Source organism: Motilimonas sp. E26 (assembly GCF_021278025.1).
In the GTDB taxonomy this organism is placed as follows: Bacteria; Pseudomonadota; Gammaproteobacteria; order Enterobacterales; family CBDFNC01; genus Motilimonas.
This window is the reverse complement of the sequence record NZ_JAIBHJ010000012.1, coordinates 97068-114845: the sequence shown is the minus strand read 5'-3', so window position 1 is coordinate 114845 and position 17778 is coordinate 97068. Positions and strand designations below refer to the sequence as shown.

Genomic DNA, 17778 nt, shown 5'->3' with positions numbered 1-17778 from the left:
TACCTCAAGTGTGCGATGAATCAGGACTTTCAGGGACGCCAAATGCTTCAATACTGCTGGATACATGAGCAAGAAACTCATTGGGTAAATTAGCAATACCGGCCGAAAACAGTATTTTCTTGTGGGGTCTAATCATCAGCAACACATCATGTTGTAGTTGCTCCGTTTCATGTGCCTGCAACCAATGTTCTGTGTTGGATTCTAAAATCTTACGTATCACCATGTCTTCAATTTCTTGAATACATTTCTTGGTTAAAAACATCCGAGAGCAAGCAATATTGGCTTTTTCGCTATCATTCTCAAATACGAGCTGTTTGAGTTTTTGATTAAATAGATAGCTCAGTTTTGACTGCTCTGAAAAACGATAATGACAAGGGCCTTTAAGAAAGAATTTATTATTTGGCATCAGCTCAATTAAACCAATCATCTCAAGGGCTCTCAAGTAAGCATAGGTACTTGTAGGCGTAAGCTCATAGGCTGCCACCATTTTGTCTAATGATTCAGGAGCCAACCGTAATTCTTGGAAAAAATCATAAAGCTCAGGAAATTGAAAAAAGACTTCATCCTGTATCTCAGTAAATAAATCATCACTTTGCGACTGAAGCAGCTTAGCTTGTTTGATCAACTCATCTAAACTGAGCTCAACCACACGACAATATTCAATTAACTTGTCTAGGGAAATAGCGGTACTATGCAAATGACGTTTTAGGGTCGACAGAGGAACGTCCAATTGTTGAGCCAACTGCGCATAGGTAAGGTGACTTTCTTTAATTCGTTCTCGAAGGGCTCTCAATAAATAGTCTGGTTTAATATTATGCATTTGCTGTTCCTACTTCACTAAACACCTTATTTGGAAAAGAAAATATCAATTAATTCATGCTCAGCGGTATTTTGTCGTATTGCTATATTATAGATTAGCTCGTGCCATTATAACGAGATGAAAATTAACTTTTAGCAATACACTTTTTACCACTAATCGTTTAAATCGAAAAATAGTGACTCAGAGAGCAATTAAAATCACTCTTAGTAAAGTATTAATTAGTAATGAAATTCATTATTAGTAGTAGAACGTTTTAGAGGACTTGTTTATCATTGAAAATTCATATCAAATAAAAACAAATACACTGTTGTATTAAAGATAACCATACACAGAAGCTGCCAAACAAACCAAACTAAGAATAAAACACTATGTAAACAACTAAAACCCAGAATAAATAACAACCAAAATAGACACTTCAATATATCAACCTAGTTAAGAGCAAAATATCCTTATATCACTCCAAAAGTGTGCTCTTTTTCAATTTTCATACTCGAATCACCAGAAGATCCCCAAAGGTTCGCCAAGTGAACCCTTACCTTGCCAAGATAAAAAAATGTTCATTTTTCATTCATTACAGTTTAAAAATCTCCCTTCTGTTTGTATGGGCGTAGATCTATCAAGTAGAAATAGCAAGCACACATACATAAAAAAAATCACAGAGTAGGCCAAGAACATGATATGGAAATTTTCTCAAGGCATTTTGTCCGCCGCAATTTGCTGCGTACTTTCAAATAATGCATTCGCTCAAGATAGTGAAGCGACTGAAACGGCAGTATTCGATCGAATTTCCGGTGCTATTGCTGTGGACTATTCACGAAATGCTTATGACAGTGACAGCTACAAAGCCCGTCGCTCAACCGGTATTAGTTATGGACTTAACTACACCACTGAAAATGACATCAAATTGGGTGTGAACGGCAGAACACAATACAGTTATGATCAAGAAATAGGTTGGTTCCCACAAGACTATTGGGTTTCTATGAGCAAAGGAAACCTCTACCAGCCCACCGATTGGCTGACCATTGGCGGCGACATCCGCGCAGCGATTCCAGTATCAGAGTACTCAGATAAAACCAAGCTGAACACAGCCGTACGTGGCGCTGTCACTTTTGCATTTGATTTATCAGCTTGGCTTGAAGGCTTCACATTTACCTTCCAGCCTCGCTTACTGAAAAATTTTCATGAGTACAAAACCGCTGGCGGCAGAAATCTAGTGGAATACGATGCTGGCGCATATTACGAGCTCGCTTACAGCTACCAAGATTGGAGCTTCATTGTTGGTGCTATCAATAACCACACATGGACCTACAAAGGTAATTACAACCACCCTTCTCTAACCCATCAAGAATACATCGGTTACCGCCTAACCGAGAAAGTAAGCTTAGGGCTAGGACACACAAACAGCGTCAGTTTCTTCGACCCTTCGCGTGGACCGGCTCCGGTATCGCGATTACTCGATTACAAGAATTCAACCTTTTATGCACTCGCTGTTTATTCATTTTAAAACAATAAAAATAGAACATCGTAAACACACGAAATGGAGTTACCTATGAAACTAACTAAACTAGCCTTCAGCGTTGCTGTTGGTTTATCGCTAGTTGGATGTGGCGCTGGAGACGCGCCTTACGACGAAGTAGTCAAGCCAAAAGAACAGTTAAAAAAAGACGCATTTGATACCAACAAGGTATACATGTATATGCCTTCAATGAGTAAAGCACCGCGCTATGCTGTTGCTATGGCTCCTTTCATGCAAGGCGATGAACAGTTAGTACGCTTAAACTTTAGTGAAGATGGTCTGCAAGTTCGTGCTATTAATTCTGATGTTGTGAGTCAAGCGCAACTTAATAATGGCGACTTTGGTCGCTGGAACGACAGCGTAAACGATAACGCACCAGTTTTAACCATCCCCGGTGATTACGCAGACTACCGTTGTCGACTTGATGACTATGATGAATGTACAAATAAAGAAGAAGAAAATAAAGACGCTGATGTTGAGTGGCATGACAAGCAATTTTTTACCCCTGACTTTGCCAGTTTAGAAAACATAAGTGCTTCTTGGAATGATCTTTCTCGTAGTAGTCAGTGTTATAGCCCTGTCGGCAGTGCTCGCTTAACTGAAGACCCAACGAAGGGTTGGAAAGGCTATGAGGTTTCTGCAGACGGTTCAATTTTCATTGAGGTTGAACAAGAATATACGGTTAAAAAATCTTGGGGCTGTTTGATTAACGGCCTAATTGCTGCTGATTTTAACTTTACCGAACTATCATTTACCGTTGCTCATACCTATTCAATTGTCCCTATTGAAAACTTAACCAGTAAAGATTATGAACCCATTCTTTACTCTGTTAATGATGAAGATACTTTTGGCTTCTTTACTAGTGAAGTGGAGCGGCCAACGGCAGCGAATATCGATGGAGCTGTTGGTAACAAGCATCAGTACCTAAACCGATTCAATCCAAATTTAGCATTCGTTGACTACCATTTAAGCGATAGTTTTAACAATAACGAATCAACCAGATTTTTTAAGCAAATCACCTTTGATGTAATGAATCGCATCAACCCACAGCTTAAAGCAGCAGGCGTACCGCAAGTTAATCTTGTCGAGCCATCTGGTAAACATTCAGGCGACTTGCGTTATAACGTTATCAACCTGATTGATGAGCCATTAGCAAACGGCCTTGCAGGTTACGGACCTTCTGCAGCTAACCCTGTGACAGGGGAAATTGTACACGCGCACATCAATCAGTACTCTGGTGTACTTGAAGCCGGTGCAAATTTTTACTGGGATACTATCTCTAGTACTTACAACCGCGGTGGTACAACCCAAAAGCCAACGGTAAATACGGACACAATTGACTCACAAGCATCAAACAATAAGCCTAGCTACAATTCTAATAACTCGGCTTTAGCTAGTGATGACATTAATATCGCTAAATCTGTAGGAGAAGTGGTTACTGAACAGTCTATTCCAAATACACAATACCTAGATAAAGAGTTACTGAAACTTCAAGATGAAGTCCACACGGAAAGCTTAGAACTAGTATTAGAGGAAATTGCTCGTTTAGACAACTTAAATGAGGATGATCTAACCAATGAGCAACGCATTAAACGTGACGATCTTGAAAAACGCGTTTGGGCAGAAAATAACATGTTCCCAGCTGCGTCACTTTGGACCAGCACAACAGCAAAAGCCTTACCAACTGGTATTGCTGGTCATAACATCGACTATACAGATGCTTCTCTTTGGGTAAATGGCGTCGTTGCCGAAGAATTCTCTGGTGTAGCGACAGACAAGCCTGCTCAACTTAAAAAGTGGGCTGATTTAAGTAATGCTAACCAAGTTAAAATCGGCCGTATATTAGCAGGTATCTCTTACGCGAAAACCTTAGTTCATGAACTAGGCCATAACTTAGGCTTGCGTCATAACTTTAAAGGTAGTATCGATGCATCTAACTTCTTTAGCCAACAGCAAGCTAAAGAAAACGGTCTAATCCACGTGCCTGCTTACAGCTCTATCATGGATTACAATCCTTCCATCCTAGATGCGCTACCAGTGTTTGGTCCTTATGACCTAGCAGCGTTGCAGTTTGGCTATAAGCGTGAAGTAGCAGTACTCGATGCGAAAACCAAAGCAATTACTGGCGTTCGCAGTGTGAAAGCTTATGACGAGAAACTGCTAAAAGAATACCTCGATATTAACGCTAGCGTATCTCAAGAGCTTAATGATGGCGTTGTTGCTGCTCTCGCAGCTGATTTAGAAGCGGAGGCAACAGCAGATTCAACATCAGAAGTTAAACCGTATAAGTTCTGTACTGATGGTAACGTTAGCGGGAATTCTGATTGTAACCGTCACGACGAAGGCCGTAACCACAATGAAATCAATAAGTTCGCTATCCAGCGTTACAGAGATTTCTATGAAATTCGTAACACACGTAACAACCGAGAAGAGTATACGGAATATAACTTACGTGGCTACGCTGTTGCACGTGAAAGAGAATTCTCTGCAATGCGCGATAACCTCGAGTTTTTGAGTCGTGCTTGGGGTGGCGATCTTGCGCAAGTTAATAACCAACTTTTGTTTGCTAACCACAACCTTGCAGCCGAGTTGAATTGGCCTGCCGATAACTGGACTACACGCTGTGTAACACCAGAAGTGTCATCTTTCTGGAACGGCGAAACACCAGAGAAAGATGCTTTCTTATGGGATATCTACTGTGGCGTACCATCAGCAGTAGCTCGTACTCAAGAGTTCTTTATTGAAACTATTGCACAACCCGATCATACGTGTGAAATTAAAAACAGTTCGGGTGAAGTTCGCTATTCATTGCTAACTGATTTAATGAATGGTAAGTATGATGGAGAGCGCACTGACACTAGCTCTATGTCTGCTGCCCCTGAATTTGCAATGGGAGAAGTACCAACAAGCTGTTTCAATGATACATTAACAGCTGCACTTGCTATTGATAACTATGAAGTATTGTCAGAAGCTGGCCGCTTCCTTAATAGTGGTCGTGCACCAGTTCGCAATCCAAATCATAAATACTCAAGTGATCGTGATTACTTAGGTACCTGGGTTGATAAACTGGTTGCCATGGGTCAATTGGTTGAGCGAAACACAAAAATGCCGATATCTTCTCGTCAATCAATGGCATTAGCCGACTTGTATGACTTTCAAGATAGCCCAAGCGGCATCATGCAATACCCAGCATTTAATATGTTGTTGAAAGACATGGTACTTCAAGGTAAGCCATTCTATGCTCCAAAGTTTAGAAACGCACAAGGTGAAGAAGTCGCACCACAAGGAGAATACCCAGGCCAGTGGAGCTGGGATACCAAGATTGAAGAGTTACCTCTTTACTCGGGTTGTCTATCTTGGTGTTATGGCTTATCGCCTAAAGGTGAAAACAACCTTATTGAAGCCTTACTTGAACAAGTAATGATTGAAAGCCGTGACAGCAGCTTAGCGGGTCGTGACCAAGCAGAAGCTTTGGCTCGATTTGTATCAATTCGTGTCAACGATAACAGCACATATACTGATGCAGTATACTGGGACTACAAAGGCAAACGTTATGCTGCCACGCCAGAAAATGGCTTAGCACATGAGATTATTGTCAGCATGCAAGAACTTGAAATGATGCTTGAGTTTGGTCATGTTTGGTCTGAACTGACTCCAGAACAAAAGAGTAAGATTAACAACATGCAATATATGCTTAAGTTTGCTGAAGCATACTTTAACGGTAATGATGCACAACGAGCTGAAATTATTGAGAAAGTACAAGGCTACAAAGCAGCACTACCAATGTTACCCCGTACAATTAACTAATAATTAGTTCGTAGTCACATAACCTGAGCAAAGCCAGCTTATAGACTAAGCTGGCTTTTTTATATTTTAGATTTCAAGTAGGCTTTAAAGCTCAGTATTTACTACATCAAGCCTGACTATTAATTGTACACAAATTTGATTTAAAGCCATGCAATGGGCTTTATTACTGTATACTTCGCGACCAAACTATTTGGACGTCTGCTGCGCAGCTCGTTATCTGAATATTTATTAATAATTTCGAGGTACAAGCTTTTGATCTCCACCGCAAACATCACCATGCAATTTGGCCCAGAGCCGTTATTTGAAAATATCTCCGCTAAGTTCGGACACAACAATCGTTACGGCTTAATTGGCGCTAATGGCTGTGGTAAGTCGACTTTTATGAAGATCCTAAGCGGTGAGCTCACGCCCTCTTCAGGTAATGTGTCTATCACTCCGGGCTTAAAAGTGGGCACCCTGAGCCAAGACCAGTTTGCGTTTGAGCAATACAGTGTTATCGACACAGTGATCATGGGTGACGTAGCACTGTGGAAAGTCAAACAAGAGCGTGATCGCATTTACGCTAAACCCGATATGACCGAAGCCGATGGCATGCGAGTCGGCGATTTAGAAAGTGAATTTGCTGAAATGGACGGTTACAGCGCCGAAAGTCGCGCTGGAGAGATCTTACTTGAAGCGGGTATTGAAGAATCATTCCACTACGGTTTGATGCAACAAGTGGCGCCAGGCTGGAAACTGCGAGTGCTGCTTGCCCAAGCACTGTTTGCTAATCCGGATATCTTGCTACTCGATGAGCCAACCAACAACTTGGACATTCATACTATTTCGTGGTTAGAAGACGAACTCAACAAACGTAAATCCACCATGATCATTATTTCGCACGACCGGCATTTCTTGAATGCGGTATGCACCCACATGGCCGATATCGACTATGGTGAGCTGCGAATTTATCCGGGTAACTATGAGTACTTCCTTGAGCAATCAAGCTTACTACGTGAGCAATTATTAGCAGGAAACGCGAAAAAGAGCGCCGAAATTGATGAACTACAAGACTTTGTCAACCGCTTTGGCGCTAACGCATCAAAGGCGAAGCAAGCCAGCTCACGCGCGAAAAAACTCGATAAAATTAAGCTCGACGAAGTGAAGTCATCAAGCCGTATAATGCCTTCGATTAGCTTTGCAGCGGGCAAAAAAATGCATCGCCAAGCACTTATATTAGAAAACCTTGCCCACGGTTTTGATGATGAACTTCTGTTCCAAGGCGGCGATTTAATTTTAGAAGCCGGTGCCAAACTTGCCATTATCGGTGAAAACGGCGTTGGTAAAACTACGTTTTTACGCTGCTTAGTCAATGAATTAAGCCAAAAAGAAGGCGTTGTTAAATGGTCGGAAAACGCTTCCATCGGCTATTGCCCTCAAGACAGCGGTAACGAATTTGATAATGACTTAACACTAATGGACTGGATGTCGCAGTGGCGCAGGCCGATACATAACGACTTAATGGTGCGAGGCATGTTAGGTCGCTTACTCTTTACCGATGATGACGCCAATAAAAAAGCCCGCAATTGTTCCGGTGGTGAAAAGAACCGCTTACTATTTGGCAAGCTAATGATGCAAGACATTAACGTGTTGATCATGGATGAGCCAACTAACCACATGGATATGGAAGCCATCGAAGCCCTCAACAGCGCCCTTAAGGCTTTTGAAGGTACCTTGATATTTGTCAGTCATGACCGTGAGTTTGTATCCTCATTGGCCACGCGTATTATCGACATTAAAGATAAACAAGTGGTTAATTTTCAAGGTACCTTTGATGAGTACCTATCAAGCCAGAAAGAGGCGAAAAAAGTCGCTTAGCTCTAGTTTGGATAAATAAATCTAGTATGAGTTAATAAAAAGGCATTGCGTGGGTGCGATGCCTTTTACTGACCACATAAAATACCTTACAAATGCGCAGTCCGCTCTTCAACACATTCGTATGATCCCATTTCAAACTCACGACAAATCCACGGCCTCAGCTCATAAATGCTGCACATCATGGTATCGCGATCAAGCGCCGAGCACCAACCATCCTCAAGTCTAAGCATGGTTTCACCACCCCAAGAGTCCACCGCTATGTGCTCTTCAGGTACACCTGTATCTGAAATAATCATCACTTCGAGCCGACAGCAACAAGCTTGGCAATTAGCGCATGTAATTTCGGGGGCTGATAGGTTTATTACATCAATAGACATTAACAGTGGCCAGTAACTTAAACTCACTCATACTACGCCGATAGTGCCGGAATATGAATCGTTATCTCAACTAACACTGAGAGCCTGTAATCACTTGCCCTTCTATTTCAGGTGTAGATAACAAAGCCGAAATAGCGCTTTGCAGTGCCATAGTTTGCTTAGCCAGCGCCATACTCGGCTTATTAGTACCCTGAGTTTGCTCAGGCAATAGCGGTAAATGCATAAAGCCTGCCCGCACAGCACTATCTCGCAGTGAATGCAACAATGCATATAACACATGATTACAAACAAAGGTGCCGGCCGTATTTGAAATGCTAGCGTTAATCCCTTGCTGCAATATGGCTTGGCACATCGACTTGATCGGCAATGTACTAAAATACGCTGCGGGGCCACCCTCAATAATCACTTGGTCTAACGGCTGTTGTCCGTCATTATCAGCAATCGGAAAATCATCTACATTAATCCCCACGCGTTCAATTGTAACATCAGACCGCCCTGCAGCTTGGCCGAGCACAATCACTATATCAGCTTGATAACATTCAATTAACTGCAATAATTTCTTATGTGCTTTTTGCCCTACAACAGGTATTTGATGACAATATATTTGCCCTTCCGCGAAGCGAAAATTTGCCAACATGGGCAAGATCTGACTGGCAGGGTTAATGGCTTGGCCATTAAACGGTTCAAAACCCGCCACTAAAATAGTTTTCATTACTGTTATTCAACTAACACTAAGCATAAAAAAAACGCCGCCTGACAAAAAGTGCTCGGCGGCGTCAAGGATAACTGGCTTTACTAATTTGACTGCACTAAATGACACGCAGCTTGATGACCGTTTTCACCAACACTAACCAAATCGGGTCGCTGCTCGCGACATAAATCCGTGGCATGGATACAACGAGCATTGAAATGACATCCCGCAGGCGGATCCATTGGCGATGGCACATCACCTTTGAGAATAATCCGTTTGTTGCGTAAGCGTGGATTGGGAATAGGGATCGCCGATATTAACGCTTGAGTATAAGGATGCTTTGGCTCTTTATACAACGTTTCAGCAGCGCCAATTTCTACAATTTTGCCTAAATACATCACAGCTATGCGATCAGAGATATGCTTTACCACTGACAAATCATGGGCAATAAATATCAGTGCTAGGTTCATTTCTTGTTGCAGGTCAAGTAACAGATTCACAATCTGCGATTGCACCGAGACGTCCAGCGCTGATACCGCTTCATCACATACAATAATTTTTGGCTTTAAGGCGATAGCCCTTGCAATACCAATACGTTGACGCTGCCCCCCAGAGAATTCATGAGGATAGCGATCTGCCGCTGTCTTTGGTAACCCGACTTTTACTAATAGTTCTTCTACCCATACGCGACGCTCTTCCGGAGTCCCAATACCATGGATTTCAAACGGTTCAGCCATGATGCCACCCACTGTATGGCGCGCATTTAAACTTTCCATAGGGTCTTGGAAAATAATCTGCATTTCTTTGCGCAGCTCAGCCATTTCTCTGACCGGTAAGTCAGTGATATCACGCCCTTCAAAGAAAATCTTACCTGAGGTTGGCTCGTATAACTTAAGTAAAGTCCGCCCTACGGTACTTTTTCCACAGCCCGATTCGCCCACCAACCCTAATGTTTCGCCGGCCTTAACATCTAAACTGATACCATCAACGGCATAAACAAATTTTTTCTTTGAAAACAAGCCTCCGCCAATAGCAAAGTGCTGCTTAAGATCGCGAATCGATAATACAACATCACTCATTAGCTTAACTCCTTCAACCTTAAGCAGCTCACCATATGATCATCAGCGATCATTTCAGGTACTGGCGTTTGGCTCTCACACTTATTTTGACGATCTGGACAGCGATTGTAAAAACGACAACCCTTTGGCATATCGGCAAGGGATGGCACTGAGCCTTCAATGGTGTTTAACCGTGTTTTCGGTTTGTCATCAAGGCGAGGAATTGAATTAAGTAAACCACGGCTGTATGGATGACGTGGATTTTCAAACAGTTCAAACACATTGGTTTTTTCTACTGCTCTTCCCGCATACATCACCACCACTTCATCACAAATTTCAGCAACCACACCTAAGTCGTGAGTGATAAAAATAATTGCCATGCCTGTTTCTTTTTGCAAGTCTTTCATCAAGCTTAAAATTTGCGCTTGAATCGTCACATCTAACGCAGTGGTGGGCTCATCCGCAATCAAAATATCCGGCTTACACGCAAGGGCAATGGCAATCATTACTCGCTGACGCATGCCGCCCGATAGCTCATGAGGGTAAACATCAAAGCGCTTTTCAGGTGCTGGAATATCCACTTTTTTCAGCATTTTAATCGCTTCAATTTTGCGCTGCTGTTTATTAAATTCAGGGCGATGTAAACGAAACACCTCACAGAGCTGCTCACCAATAGTATGCACTGGGTTCAATGCTGTCATTGGCTCTTGGAAAATCATCGCAATACGATCACCACGCATTTCATAGAGCTTTTCTGGTGGCAATTTCGTTACGTCCTGCCCCTTATAAATCACTTCACCGCCAGTGACTTGGCCATGGGGACGAGGTAATAAACCCATGATAGAAAGTGAGGTAACACTTTTACCGCAGCCAGACTCACCGACAATACCAATAGTTTGACCGCGCTTGGCTTGAAAGCTTACGCCATCAAGAACCTTTATGGGGCCTTGCTCAGTCGTAAAGGTGGTTTCTAGCTGACGCACATCTAAAACCACCTCGCCTAAATTACTTATTGCCTCTTGCTGCTCATGACTTGAGCTAAGGTTAGATTTTAAAGGTTTCATCTATCTTCAACTCCGGCTCAAAAGGTTCACGCTTTTTCTTGGCTCTTAACACCGCTTTTTTCTCTTCTTCATCAATCCAGAACAAGCCAAAGCGCGTTGCTCCGCCTAGCCTGAACATTTCACGAGACGAGCGCGTAATAGGTACTTCAGGTAAGTGCACCCAGCGCCAATGTGCCGCTCGAGAGGTTGACTCTTGATAGCCCGGAATGAACATCGCTTGCTCGTGTAGCATGTGCTGAATTTGCTTAGCTTGTTTAATGCGTACTGCGACATCGAATTCGCTACGATAAGCTTCAATCAATTTATCAAGCTCAGGATCCGCGGTGTTAGTGGTGTTATTAGTATTGTTTTGACCCACATGTACAGAATGGAAGAACTGCCAGTAAGCAGGAGCTAAAACACCCACTCCCCAGCCTCCCCAGTAGGCTTGATGCTTATTCTCTCCAACGGTGCGAATTCGGGTCGTAAAGTCCACTTTATTAAGTACTAAATCAACACCGGCCTTTTTCGCTTCCTCACGTAAAATAACCATCATGTCGTTGCGCTCATCTCCGCTATACATCAGCTCTACGGATAGGGTTTGCCCATCTTTAACGCGAATGCCCATGTCGTCACGTGCTCCCCAACCCGCTTTTTCAAAGTATTCTGCGGCTTTTTTCAGGTCAAACTCGCGCGGCTGAATATCAGCTTGATAGTCTCCATTACCCGATGTGAACTGCGGTAAACGCTGTACATCGCCACGTAATGCTTTATTTATCCCTTTTTGCATGTTGATTGCGTGTTGCAAGCCAAGGCGCACATTAATGTCAGACAAAATCGGCGACTGAGTGTTGAGGTAAATGCCCCAAGGTATGCGTGGCTTGTCGTTATACGCCAGTGTGCGCTTAATATAACCGTGAGCAAACTCTCGCTTTTTGGTTTTTTCATGCCAATAAATCGGCTCAGGCATTTCAAAAGTATCTAGCTTGCCCTTTAAAAAGTGCTTATAAGCAATGGCTTTATCGCGAATTACCTTGATGCGGATTTTATCCACATTAAAGCGATTTTTTTGAAATTTAAGATCCTTCGCCCACCAGTCTTTATTGCGCGTTAAGGTAACCGTTTTACCTTTTTTAAATTTAGACAGAATGTAAGGGCCTGTATTAGGTGCCACTTCCCAGTTGGCATCTTTAACCCAGTTTTTACCAATTCGCCCCTTATAGAAGTGCTCAGGCACGGGGATAATGCTTGTTGAACCAATCAGCTCTTCTTTCGCTTTCGCTTCACCTAACGTTACCGATATTGTGTAATCATCATATTTGGTCACATTCACCAGCTGGTTGGTGTAATACTCATGGTACCAAGGCGCTTTAATATTCGGATTTAAGTGAAACTCACGGGTATAAACAAAATCGTCAGCAGTTACTTTTTCACCGTCAGACCAACGCGCTCTTGGATCAAGCTTGAAATAAACGGTTTTAAAGTCTTCAGTGATCGCCCAATCGGTAGCAATTTGCGGAATATATTTTTTCGTGTTGGGATGCAGCATAGTCAACGCCATTTGATTGGCTAGAATATACTCTCTAAATTCACCATTGGAGTTTGGTCCAACCACGCGAAATGTCGGCGGGTAACTATCAGCAAACAGACGCAGCGTACCACCTTTCTTTGCTTGGTCAGAGGCAAAAACAGGCTCATCATTGTTGTTTTCCCACTGCAAGTTTTCTGGCAACTCGGCGCTATAAGCCGCCGCAGAAACTAAGCTGGCAATAACAAAAATGGCCTGATGCAATTTAAGACTTAACTTCATAATCTGTCCTTTTACTTTTGTCCATCGCGCTGTCAGCCACGAACTATCATGGCGACAGCGGGGTTAATCTGGCGCAACTCATTCACTTAGCGCCAGCTCACCTAGTTAGATATATTTAGTGTGCTTTTTCGGGTCAAACGCTTCTCGAATGGCTTCACCGACAAAGGTCACCATGGTTAGCACCAACACAATCGCCGTCACTACCGAGGCCACAATCCACACTGCGTCTAAATTATCTTTACCTTGTGACAACATCTCCCCCCAACTCGGCGTTGGCGGCGCAAGCCCCAAACCTAAGTAATCGAGTGAGGTCAGTAAGGTTAAGTTACCGACTATGGTAAATGGTGCCATGGTCACTATCATCATCAAGGTATTAGGCATGATGTGTTTAAAAATAATACGAGCAGTTGAAGCCCCTTGTGCTTTGGCTGCCATCACGTATTCACGAGCCTTTTCCTTATAGGTCAACGTGCGCATATACCAAGTCATCGCGGTCCAGTTAAACATCACGATGATCATGACAAAGAGCCAGAAGTTAGAGCCAAATATCGACACGATAATCATGATCACATAGATACCCGGTAGTTGACTCCATATTTCAATAATACGCTGGCCAAACAAGTCAACCTTGCCGCCCCAATACCCCATAAAACAGCCCACGGTAACACCAATGGCGTAACAAATAGCCATAACCAAAAAGGCAAAGCCCATGGCTAAACGAAAACCGTAAATCAGGCGCGCAGCTACATCACGGCCGTAAGTGTCTGTGCCAAGGTAATGCTTATCTTCAAATGAAGGTGCCGTTGGTGGGTATTCCCCCTCTGAATAATTGTTTTCAAATGGGTTATAGGGAATGATCGGCATCACTACCCAGTTATCACTGCCATCTTGCTCAAATTGCAATTGTAATTCGCGATACTTGGTTTCATAAGCGTAATCAAGACCGAAGGTTTTACCTGGGTATACATCACTGTAAGTTGGAAAATACCAATTACCTTCATAGTTCACCACGATGGCTCGATTGTTCACCCACAGCTCGGCAAAAGCCGACAGCATCATTAAAATGAATAAAATAACAGCTGAATAATAACCACGCTTAATAGAACGAAAACGATTAAGTTTTTTTAGGGTTAATGGATTTAATTTCATATCATCTACTTCCCAAACTTAACGCGTGGATCGACTATAGCAACACAGATATCCGATAAGATATTTCCGATCATCATGGCAATGGAGGTCATCACCAAAATACCCATCACGACAGGGTAATCGCGCTGTAATATCGCGTCGTAACCCAGTAAACCAATACCGTCGATATTAAACACGGCTTCAATCAAAAACGAACCAGCAAAGAACACACTCACTACCGCGCCAAAATGACTGGCAATAGGGATCAAACTGTTGCGCAATGCATGTTGTTTTAATGCTTTGTCAAAAGGCAATCCTTTAGCAATCGCAGTACGAACATAATCTGCTGACAAATTTTCCATTAGCGAGTTTTTCATGGTCATGGTGAGGATGGCGAAATCGCCAATTGCATAGGCCAGCAAAGGCAGCACGGCATGCCAGAGGATCTCATATGCTTGTTCGCCAAGGGTTTCTAAGTCTTCAAATTCATCACTGACAAAACCGCCAAATGGGAACCATTCCAGTTGAAATGAAAATACTGTTAACAGCAATATACCGACCACGAATCCGGGCAGCGCAAAGCCAACAAATATCGCAATAGAAGATAAATTATCAAACCAGCTGCCATGGTGACGCGCTTTGGCAATCCCTAAGGGAATAGAGACCCCATAACTGATAAGGAATAAACAAACGCCATAAAAGGTTGAAACAGGAAGCCGATCAAGAATCAAGTCTAATACCGGATCTTGATAAAAAGTCGACTCACCTAAGTCACCTTGTAACAACTTACCCATCCAATCGAGATAGGCCTGCCAAACGGGTTTATCCATGCCATAAAAAGCGCTTAAATCAGCTAATTGCTCTTCTGACAGCGAGTTGCTGCTCATGCTGCTGCCTTGAGACAAGCTCATTTGCTGCATTTCAGCAATGGCTCGTTCCATTGGCCCACCGGGCACAAAACGAGTGATGGTAAATACCAATACGGTGATACCAATAAATGTAGGGATAACCAGCAATAAACGCCGGATAAAATAGGCTAGCACAACCCTCTCTCCTTTTTGAGCTAATGATTCGTTATGAATCAGTACTGCCGACTCGGCCAAGCAATCATGTTGCCCGATAAGACTAAACTGAGCACCACCCTAACCACCTTAGTGTTAACAGTGCCGATTAAACAATGATTGAACAATGTTGGCTGGCTGTTGATAGTTGTCGCACCATTTTAGAATTGGCGCATTCTAGCACGGCATTTCCTTTGTCTTACTGCGCTCACCCCTAAAACCTCACTGCACGATACGCTGAGTATCAGTAAATGATCCTGCCCATGGCTTACCCAGTTAATAGCGCGAAAAGCAAGGAACAAAATCGTGTTTGTAACACATAATCGATTTTTTATAAGTGAAAATAATTATCAATTGATATATACCTGTTGCTCAGCTCAAGCCTCACTGAGTGCGCCTTTAGAGCTTATTAATAGACACTTTGTTAACTCAATGCGCCTTGTGTTATGCCTTGATAGATCCAATTTGGCATTATTCCACTAATTTGGCTGACACCTATTTCTCACTTTGGTGGCTCGGAAAACCATTTCACCTTAAAATTTGGAGTACACATGGAACAAGACAACTATTTATGGTTAGAAGAAGTGGAAAGCCAACTTGCCCTTGATTGGGTAAAGGAGCAGAACCAACGCAGCCAAGCCGAGTTAGAGCAAATCCCTGTATTTAAGCCATTTCAAGATGCGATTTTAAGCAGCCTTGAGAACAACCAAAAAATCCCCTATGGGACTCGACGCGACGGCAATTACTTTAATTTTTGGCAAGACAAAGACCATATCAAAGGCGTATGGCGTAAAGCAGCCTTTTCCGATTTTGTGGCTGGCAAGCCCAAGTGGGAAACCTTACTTGACCTTGATGCTTTAAATAAACATGAGCAAGCCAACTGGGTTCTTGGCGGCATAGATGTACTGGCACCAGGGCACAACAAAGCCTTGGTTAAACTCAGCCCAGGCGGCAGTGATGCAGGCATTATTCGCGAATTTAACCTTGAAACAAACAGGTTTGAAAAAGAAGGGTTTCACTTACCTAAAGCCAAGAACATGGTCGCTTGGGTAAATGAACAGCAAATAATAGTGGCAACGGATTTTGGCCCAAGCAGCTTGACTGATTCTGGCTATCCGGCACAAGTTAAACTATGGAGCCGTCAAAAAGATCTTAATAATAGTCAGTCGCTACTGACTATTCCGACTTCAGAAATGGGCCTTTTTACTTTTCGTTTAGAGCAAGGCGAACAATCATACACAGGCGTCACTCGCTGTGTTGATTTTTTCCATCACCGCACTTATATCCTTATTGGCCAGCAATTGATCGAACTGCCCTTACCTGAACAACACGATATTCAAGGGCTGTTTAACGACCATGTACTGGTCAGCTTAAAAACAGATTGGCTTGAGTTTAAACAAGCCGATTTAGTCGCTTTGCCAATGGCAAGCTTATTATCTAAACAGCCTGAGCCAACGCTGGTGTATCGCCCTAGTGGCAAAGCGGCAATCCAGCGCATTACGCCAGCCAAAAACGTACTTTACCTTGAGCTACTTGAAAACGTTAGTTCGCGCTTACTTGGCCTCGACAAAAGCTGGCATGCCACTGATCTCACGCCACAGGCAAACTTAAGTTTATCGGTTATTGATGCCAGCGAAGAGGACGACAGCGTACTCGTTAAAGCTGAAGGCTTCCTGCTGCCAGAATCATTATTTTTACTTGCTCCTAATCAGCAGCCGAAAATTTTATACCAATTAGCGCCTCAATTTGATCAAAGCAATCTTCAGGTGCAGCAGCATTGGGTTAACTCAAAAGACGGTACGCAAGTTCCCTATTTTCTGATCGCACAAAAAGACCTGTTACTCGATAGCAACACCCCCACTATTTTGTATGGTTATGGCGGCTTCGAAATTGCATTAAAGCCAAGCTATCTGGCGCATGCGGGTAAAACTTGGCTCGCACAAGGGGGCGCATATGCCATCGCCAACATCCGCGGGGGTGGCGAGTTTGGCCCAGCTTGGCATCAGGCAGCTCTCACTCATCATCGCCAACGCGCCTATGATGACTTTTTTGCTGTTGCAGAAGATTTAATCAATCGTAAGGTGACCCAACCAAAACACCTTGGCGCAATGGGCGGCTCAAATGGCGGCTTGTTGATGGGCGTATGCTTAACTCAACGTCCTGAACTGTTTAATGCAATTAATATTCTGGTACCCTTACTGGACATGAAACGCTTTCATCTACTTTTAGCCGGTGCCAGTTGGATGGCAGAGTATGGAAATCCCGATATTGCAGAAGACTGGGCCGTTATCAAAACTTACTCGCCTTATCAAAATTTAGTCGAAAATCGCAACTACCCTAAAGTGTTGTTGAGAACATCAACCAAGGATGATCGTGTTCATCCTGCCCACGCCCGCAAACTAGCCGCTAAAATGGCAGAATTTGGCCACCCATTTTTCTACTATGAAAACATCGAAGGAGGTCATGCTGGCGCGGCTGATTTAAAACAAAGCGCTTATACCAAAGCCATGGATTTTGCCTACTTCTGGCATCGCCTAGGCCATAAATAAAGCGCGCAAATTTGAATCACGAAGGTGAAGCTCATTTAACTTCACCATGTAATACAACGAA

Annotated in this window: 12 protein-coding genes; 4 read left to right on the top strand and 8 right to left on the bottom strand. The window is 43.1% G+C overall.

Annotated features, from left to right (window positions below):
- Positions 1 to 4 precede the first annotated feature (4 nt).
- Positions 5 to 820, bottom strand: coding sequence for a helix-turn-helix transcriptional regulator (locus K1M91_RS12030; RefSeq protein ID WP_232802008.1), 816 nt, complete (start codon positions 818 to 820; stop codon positions 5 to 7).
- Positions 821 to 1493: 673 nt separating this feature from the next.
- On the opposite strand from K1M91_RS12030, the gene K1M91_RS12025 reads away from it, so the two are divergent.
- The 3 genes from K1M91_RS12025 (at position 1494) to K1M91_RS12015 (ending at position 8000) form a co-directional block, all read left to right on the top strand.
- Complete coding sequence (locus K1M91_RS12025; protein WP_232802007.1) at positions 1494 to 2324, top strand: hypothetical protein; 831 nt, start codon at positions 1494 to 1496, stop codon at positions 2322 to 2324.
- 45 nt (positions 2325 to 2369) lie between these two features.
- The gene (locus tag K1M91_RS12020) at positions 2370 to 6143 is read left to right on the top strand and encodes a zinc-dependent metalloprotease (RefSeq protein WP_232802006.1); all 3774 of its coding nucleotides are present in this window, start codon (positions 2370 to 2372) and stop codon (positions 6141 to 6143) included.
- A 252-nt stretch (positions 6144 to 6395) separates the two neighbouring features.
- Positions 6396 to 8000, top strand: a complete 1605-nt coding sequence (locus K1M91_RS12015; RefSeq protein ID WP_232802005.1) for an ABC-F family ATPase — start codon at positions 6396 to 6398, stop codon at positions 7998 to 8000.
- Between the two features lie 86 nt (positions 8001 to 8086).
- On the opposite strand, the gene K1M91_RS12010 is transcribed toward K1M91_RS12015, so the two are convergent.
- The 7 genes from K1M91_RS12010 to K1M91_RS11980 form a co-directional block, all read right to left on the bottom strand.
- The gene (locus K1M91_RS12010; RefSeq protein ID WP_232802004.1) at positions 8087 to 8377 is read right to left on the bottom strand and encodes a YkgJ family cysteine cluster protein; all 291 of its coding nucleotides are present in this window, start codon (positions 8375 to 8377) and stop codon (positions 8087 to 8089) included.
- A 70-nt stretch (positions 8378 to 8447) separates the two neighbouring features.
- Entirely contained in the window at positions 8448 to 9089 is a 642-nt protein-coding gene (gene pcp / locus K1M91_RS12005) for a pyroglutamyl-peptidase I (RefSeq protein WP_232802003.1), read from the bottom strand.
- A gap of 83 nt (positions 9090 to 9172) precedes the next feature.
- Complete coding sequence (locus K1M91_RS12000; protein WP_232802002.1) at positions 9173 to 10147, bottom strand: dipeptide ABC transporter ATP-binding protein; 975 nt, start codon at positions 10145 to 10147, stop codon at positions 9173 to 9175.
- On the bottom strand, positions 10147 to 11190 hold the full coding sequence (locus K1M91_RS11995) for an ABC transporter ATP-binding protein (RefSeq protein WP_232802001.1): 1044 nt from the start codon (positions 11188 to 11190) through the stop codon (positions 10147 to 10149). The genes K1M91_RS12000 and K1M91_RS11995 overlap by 1 nt, the downstream gene beginning before the upstream one ends.
- Entirely contained in the window at positions 11171 to 12979 is a 1809-nt protein-coding gene (locus K1M91_RS11990) for an extracellular solute-binding protein (protein ID WP_232802000.1), read from the bottom strand. Before K1M91_RS11990 ends, K1M91_RS11995 begins: the two co-directional genes overlap by 20 nt.
- Before the next feature lie 105 nt (positions 12980 to 13084).
- Positions 13085 to 14128 (bottom strand): ABC transporter permease subunit, encoded by a 1044-nt coding sequence (locus K1M91_RS11985; RefSeq protein ID WP_232801999.1) that lies wholly within the window; start codon positions 14126 to 14128, stop codon positions 13085 to 13087.
- 5 nt (positions 14129 to 14133) lie between these two features.
- Positions 14134 to 15150 (bottom strand): ABC transporter permease subunit, encoded by a 1017-nt coding sequence (locus tag K1M91_RS11980; protein ID WP_232801998.1) that lies wholly within the window; start codon positions 15148 to 15150, stop codon positions 14134 to 14136.
- A gap of 569 nt (positions 15151 to 15719) precedes the next feature.
- Between K1M91_RS11980 and K1M91_RS11975 the strand changes: the two genes are divergently transcribed.
- Positions 15720 to 17717, top strand: coding sequence for a prolyl oligopeptidase family serine peptidase (locus K1M91_RS11975; RefSeq protein WP_232801997.1), 1998 nt, complete (start codon positions 15720 to 15722; stop codon positions 17715 to 17717).
- Positions 17718 to 17778 lie beyond the last annotated feature (61 nt).

Bases quoted from the DNA above. Each gene is read 5' to 3' on its own strand.
- K1M91_RS12030 (WP_232802008.1), bottom strand. From the start codon at position 820: ATGCATAATATTAAACCAGACTATTTATTGAGAGCCCTTCGAGAACGA.
- K1M91_RS12025 (WP_232802007.1), top strand. From the start codon at position 1,494: ATGATATGGAAATTTTCTCAAGGCATTTTGTCCGCCGCAATTTGCTGC.
- K1M91_RS12020 (WP_232802006.1), top strand. From the start codon at position 2,370: ATGAAACTAACTAAACTAGCCTTCAGCGTTGCTGTTGGTTTATCGCTA.
- K1M91_RS12010 (WP_232802004.1), bottom strand. From the start codon at position 8,377: ATGTCTATTGATGTAATAAACCTATCAGCCCCCGAAATTACATGCGCT.
- pcp (WP_232802003.1), bottom strand. From the start codon at position 9,089: ATGAAAACTATTTTAGTGGCGGGTTTTGAACCGTTTAATGGCCAAGCC.
- K1M91_RS12000 (WP_232802002.1), bottom strand. From the start codon at position 10,147: ATGAGTGATGTTGTATTATCGATTCGCGATCTTAAGCAGCACTTTGCT.
- K1M91_RS11995 (WP_232802001.1), bottom strand. From the start codon at position 11,190: ATGAAACCTTTAAAATCTAACCTTAGCTCAAGTCATGAGCAGCAAGAG.
- K1M91_RS11990 (WP_232802000.1), bottom strand. From the start codon at position 12,979: ATGAAGTTAAGTCTTAAATTGCATCAGGCCATTTTTGTTATTGCCAGC.
- K1M91_RS11985 (WP_232801999.1), bottom strand. From the start codon at position 14,128: ATGAAATTAAATCCATTAACCCTAAAAAAACTTAATCGTTTTCGTTCT.
- K1M91_RS11975 (WP_232801997.1), top strand. From the start codon at position 15,720: ATGGAACAAGACAACTATTTATGGTTAGAAGAAGTGGAAAGCCAACTT.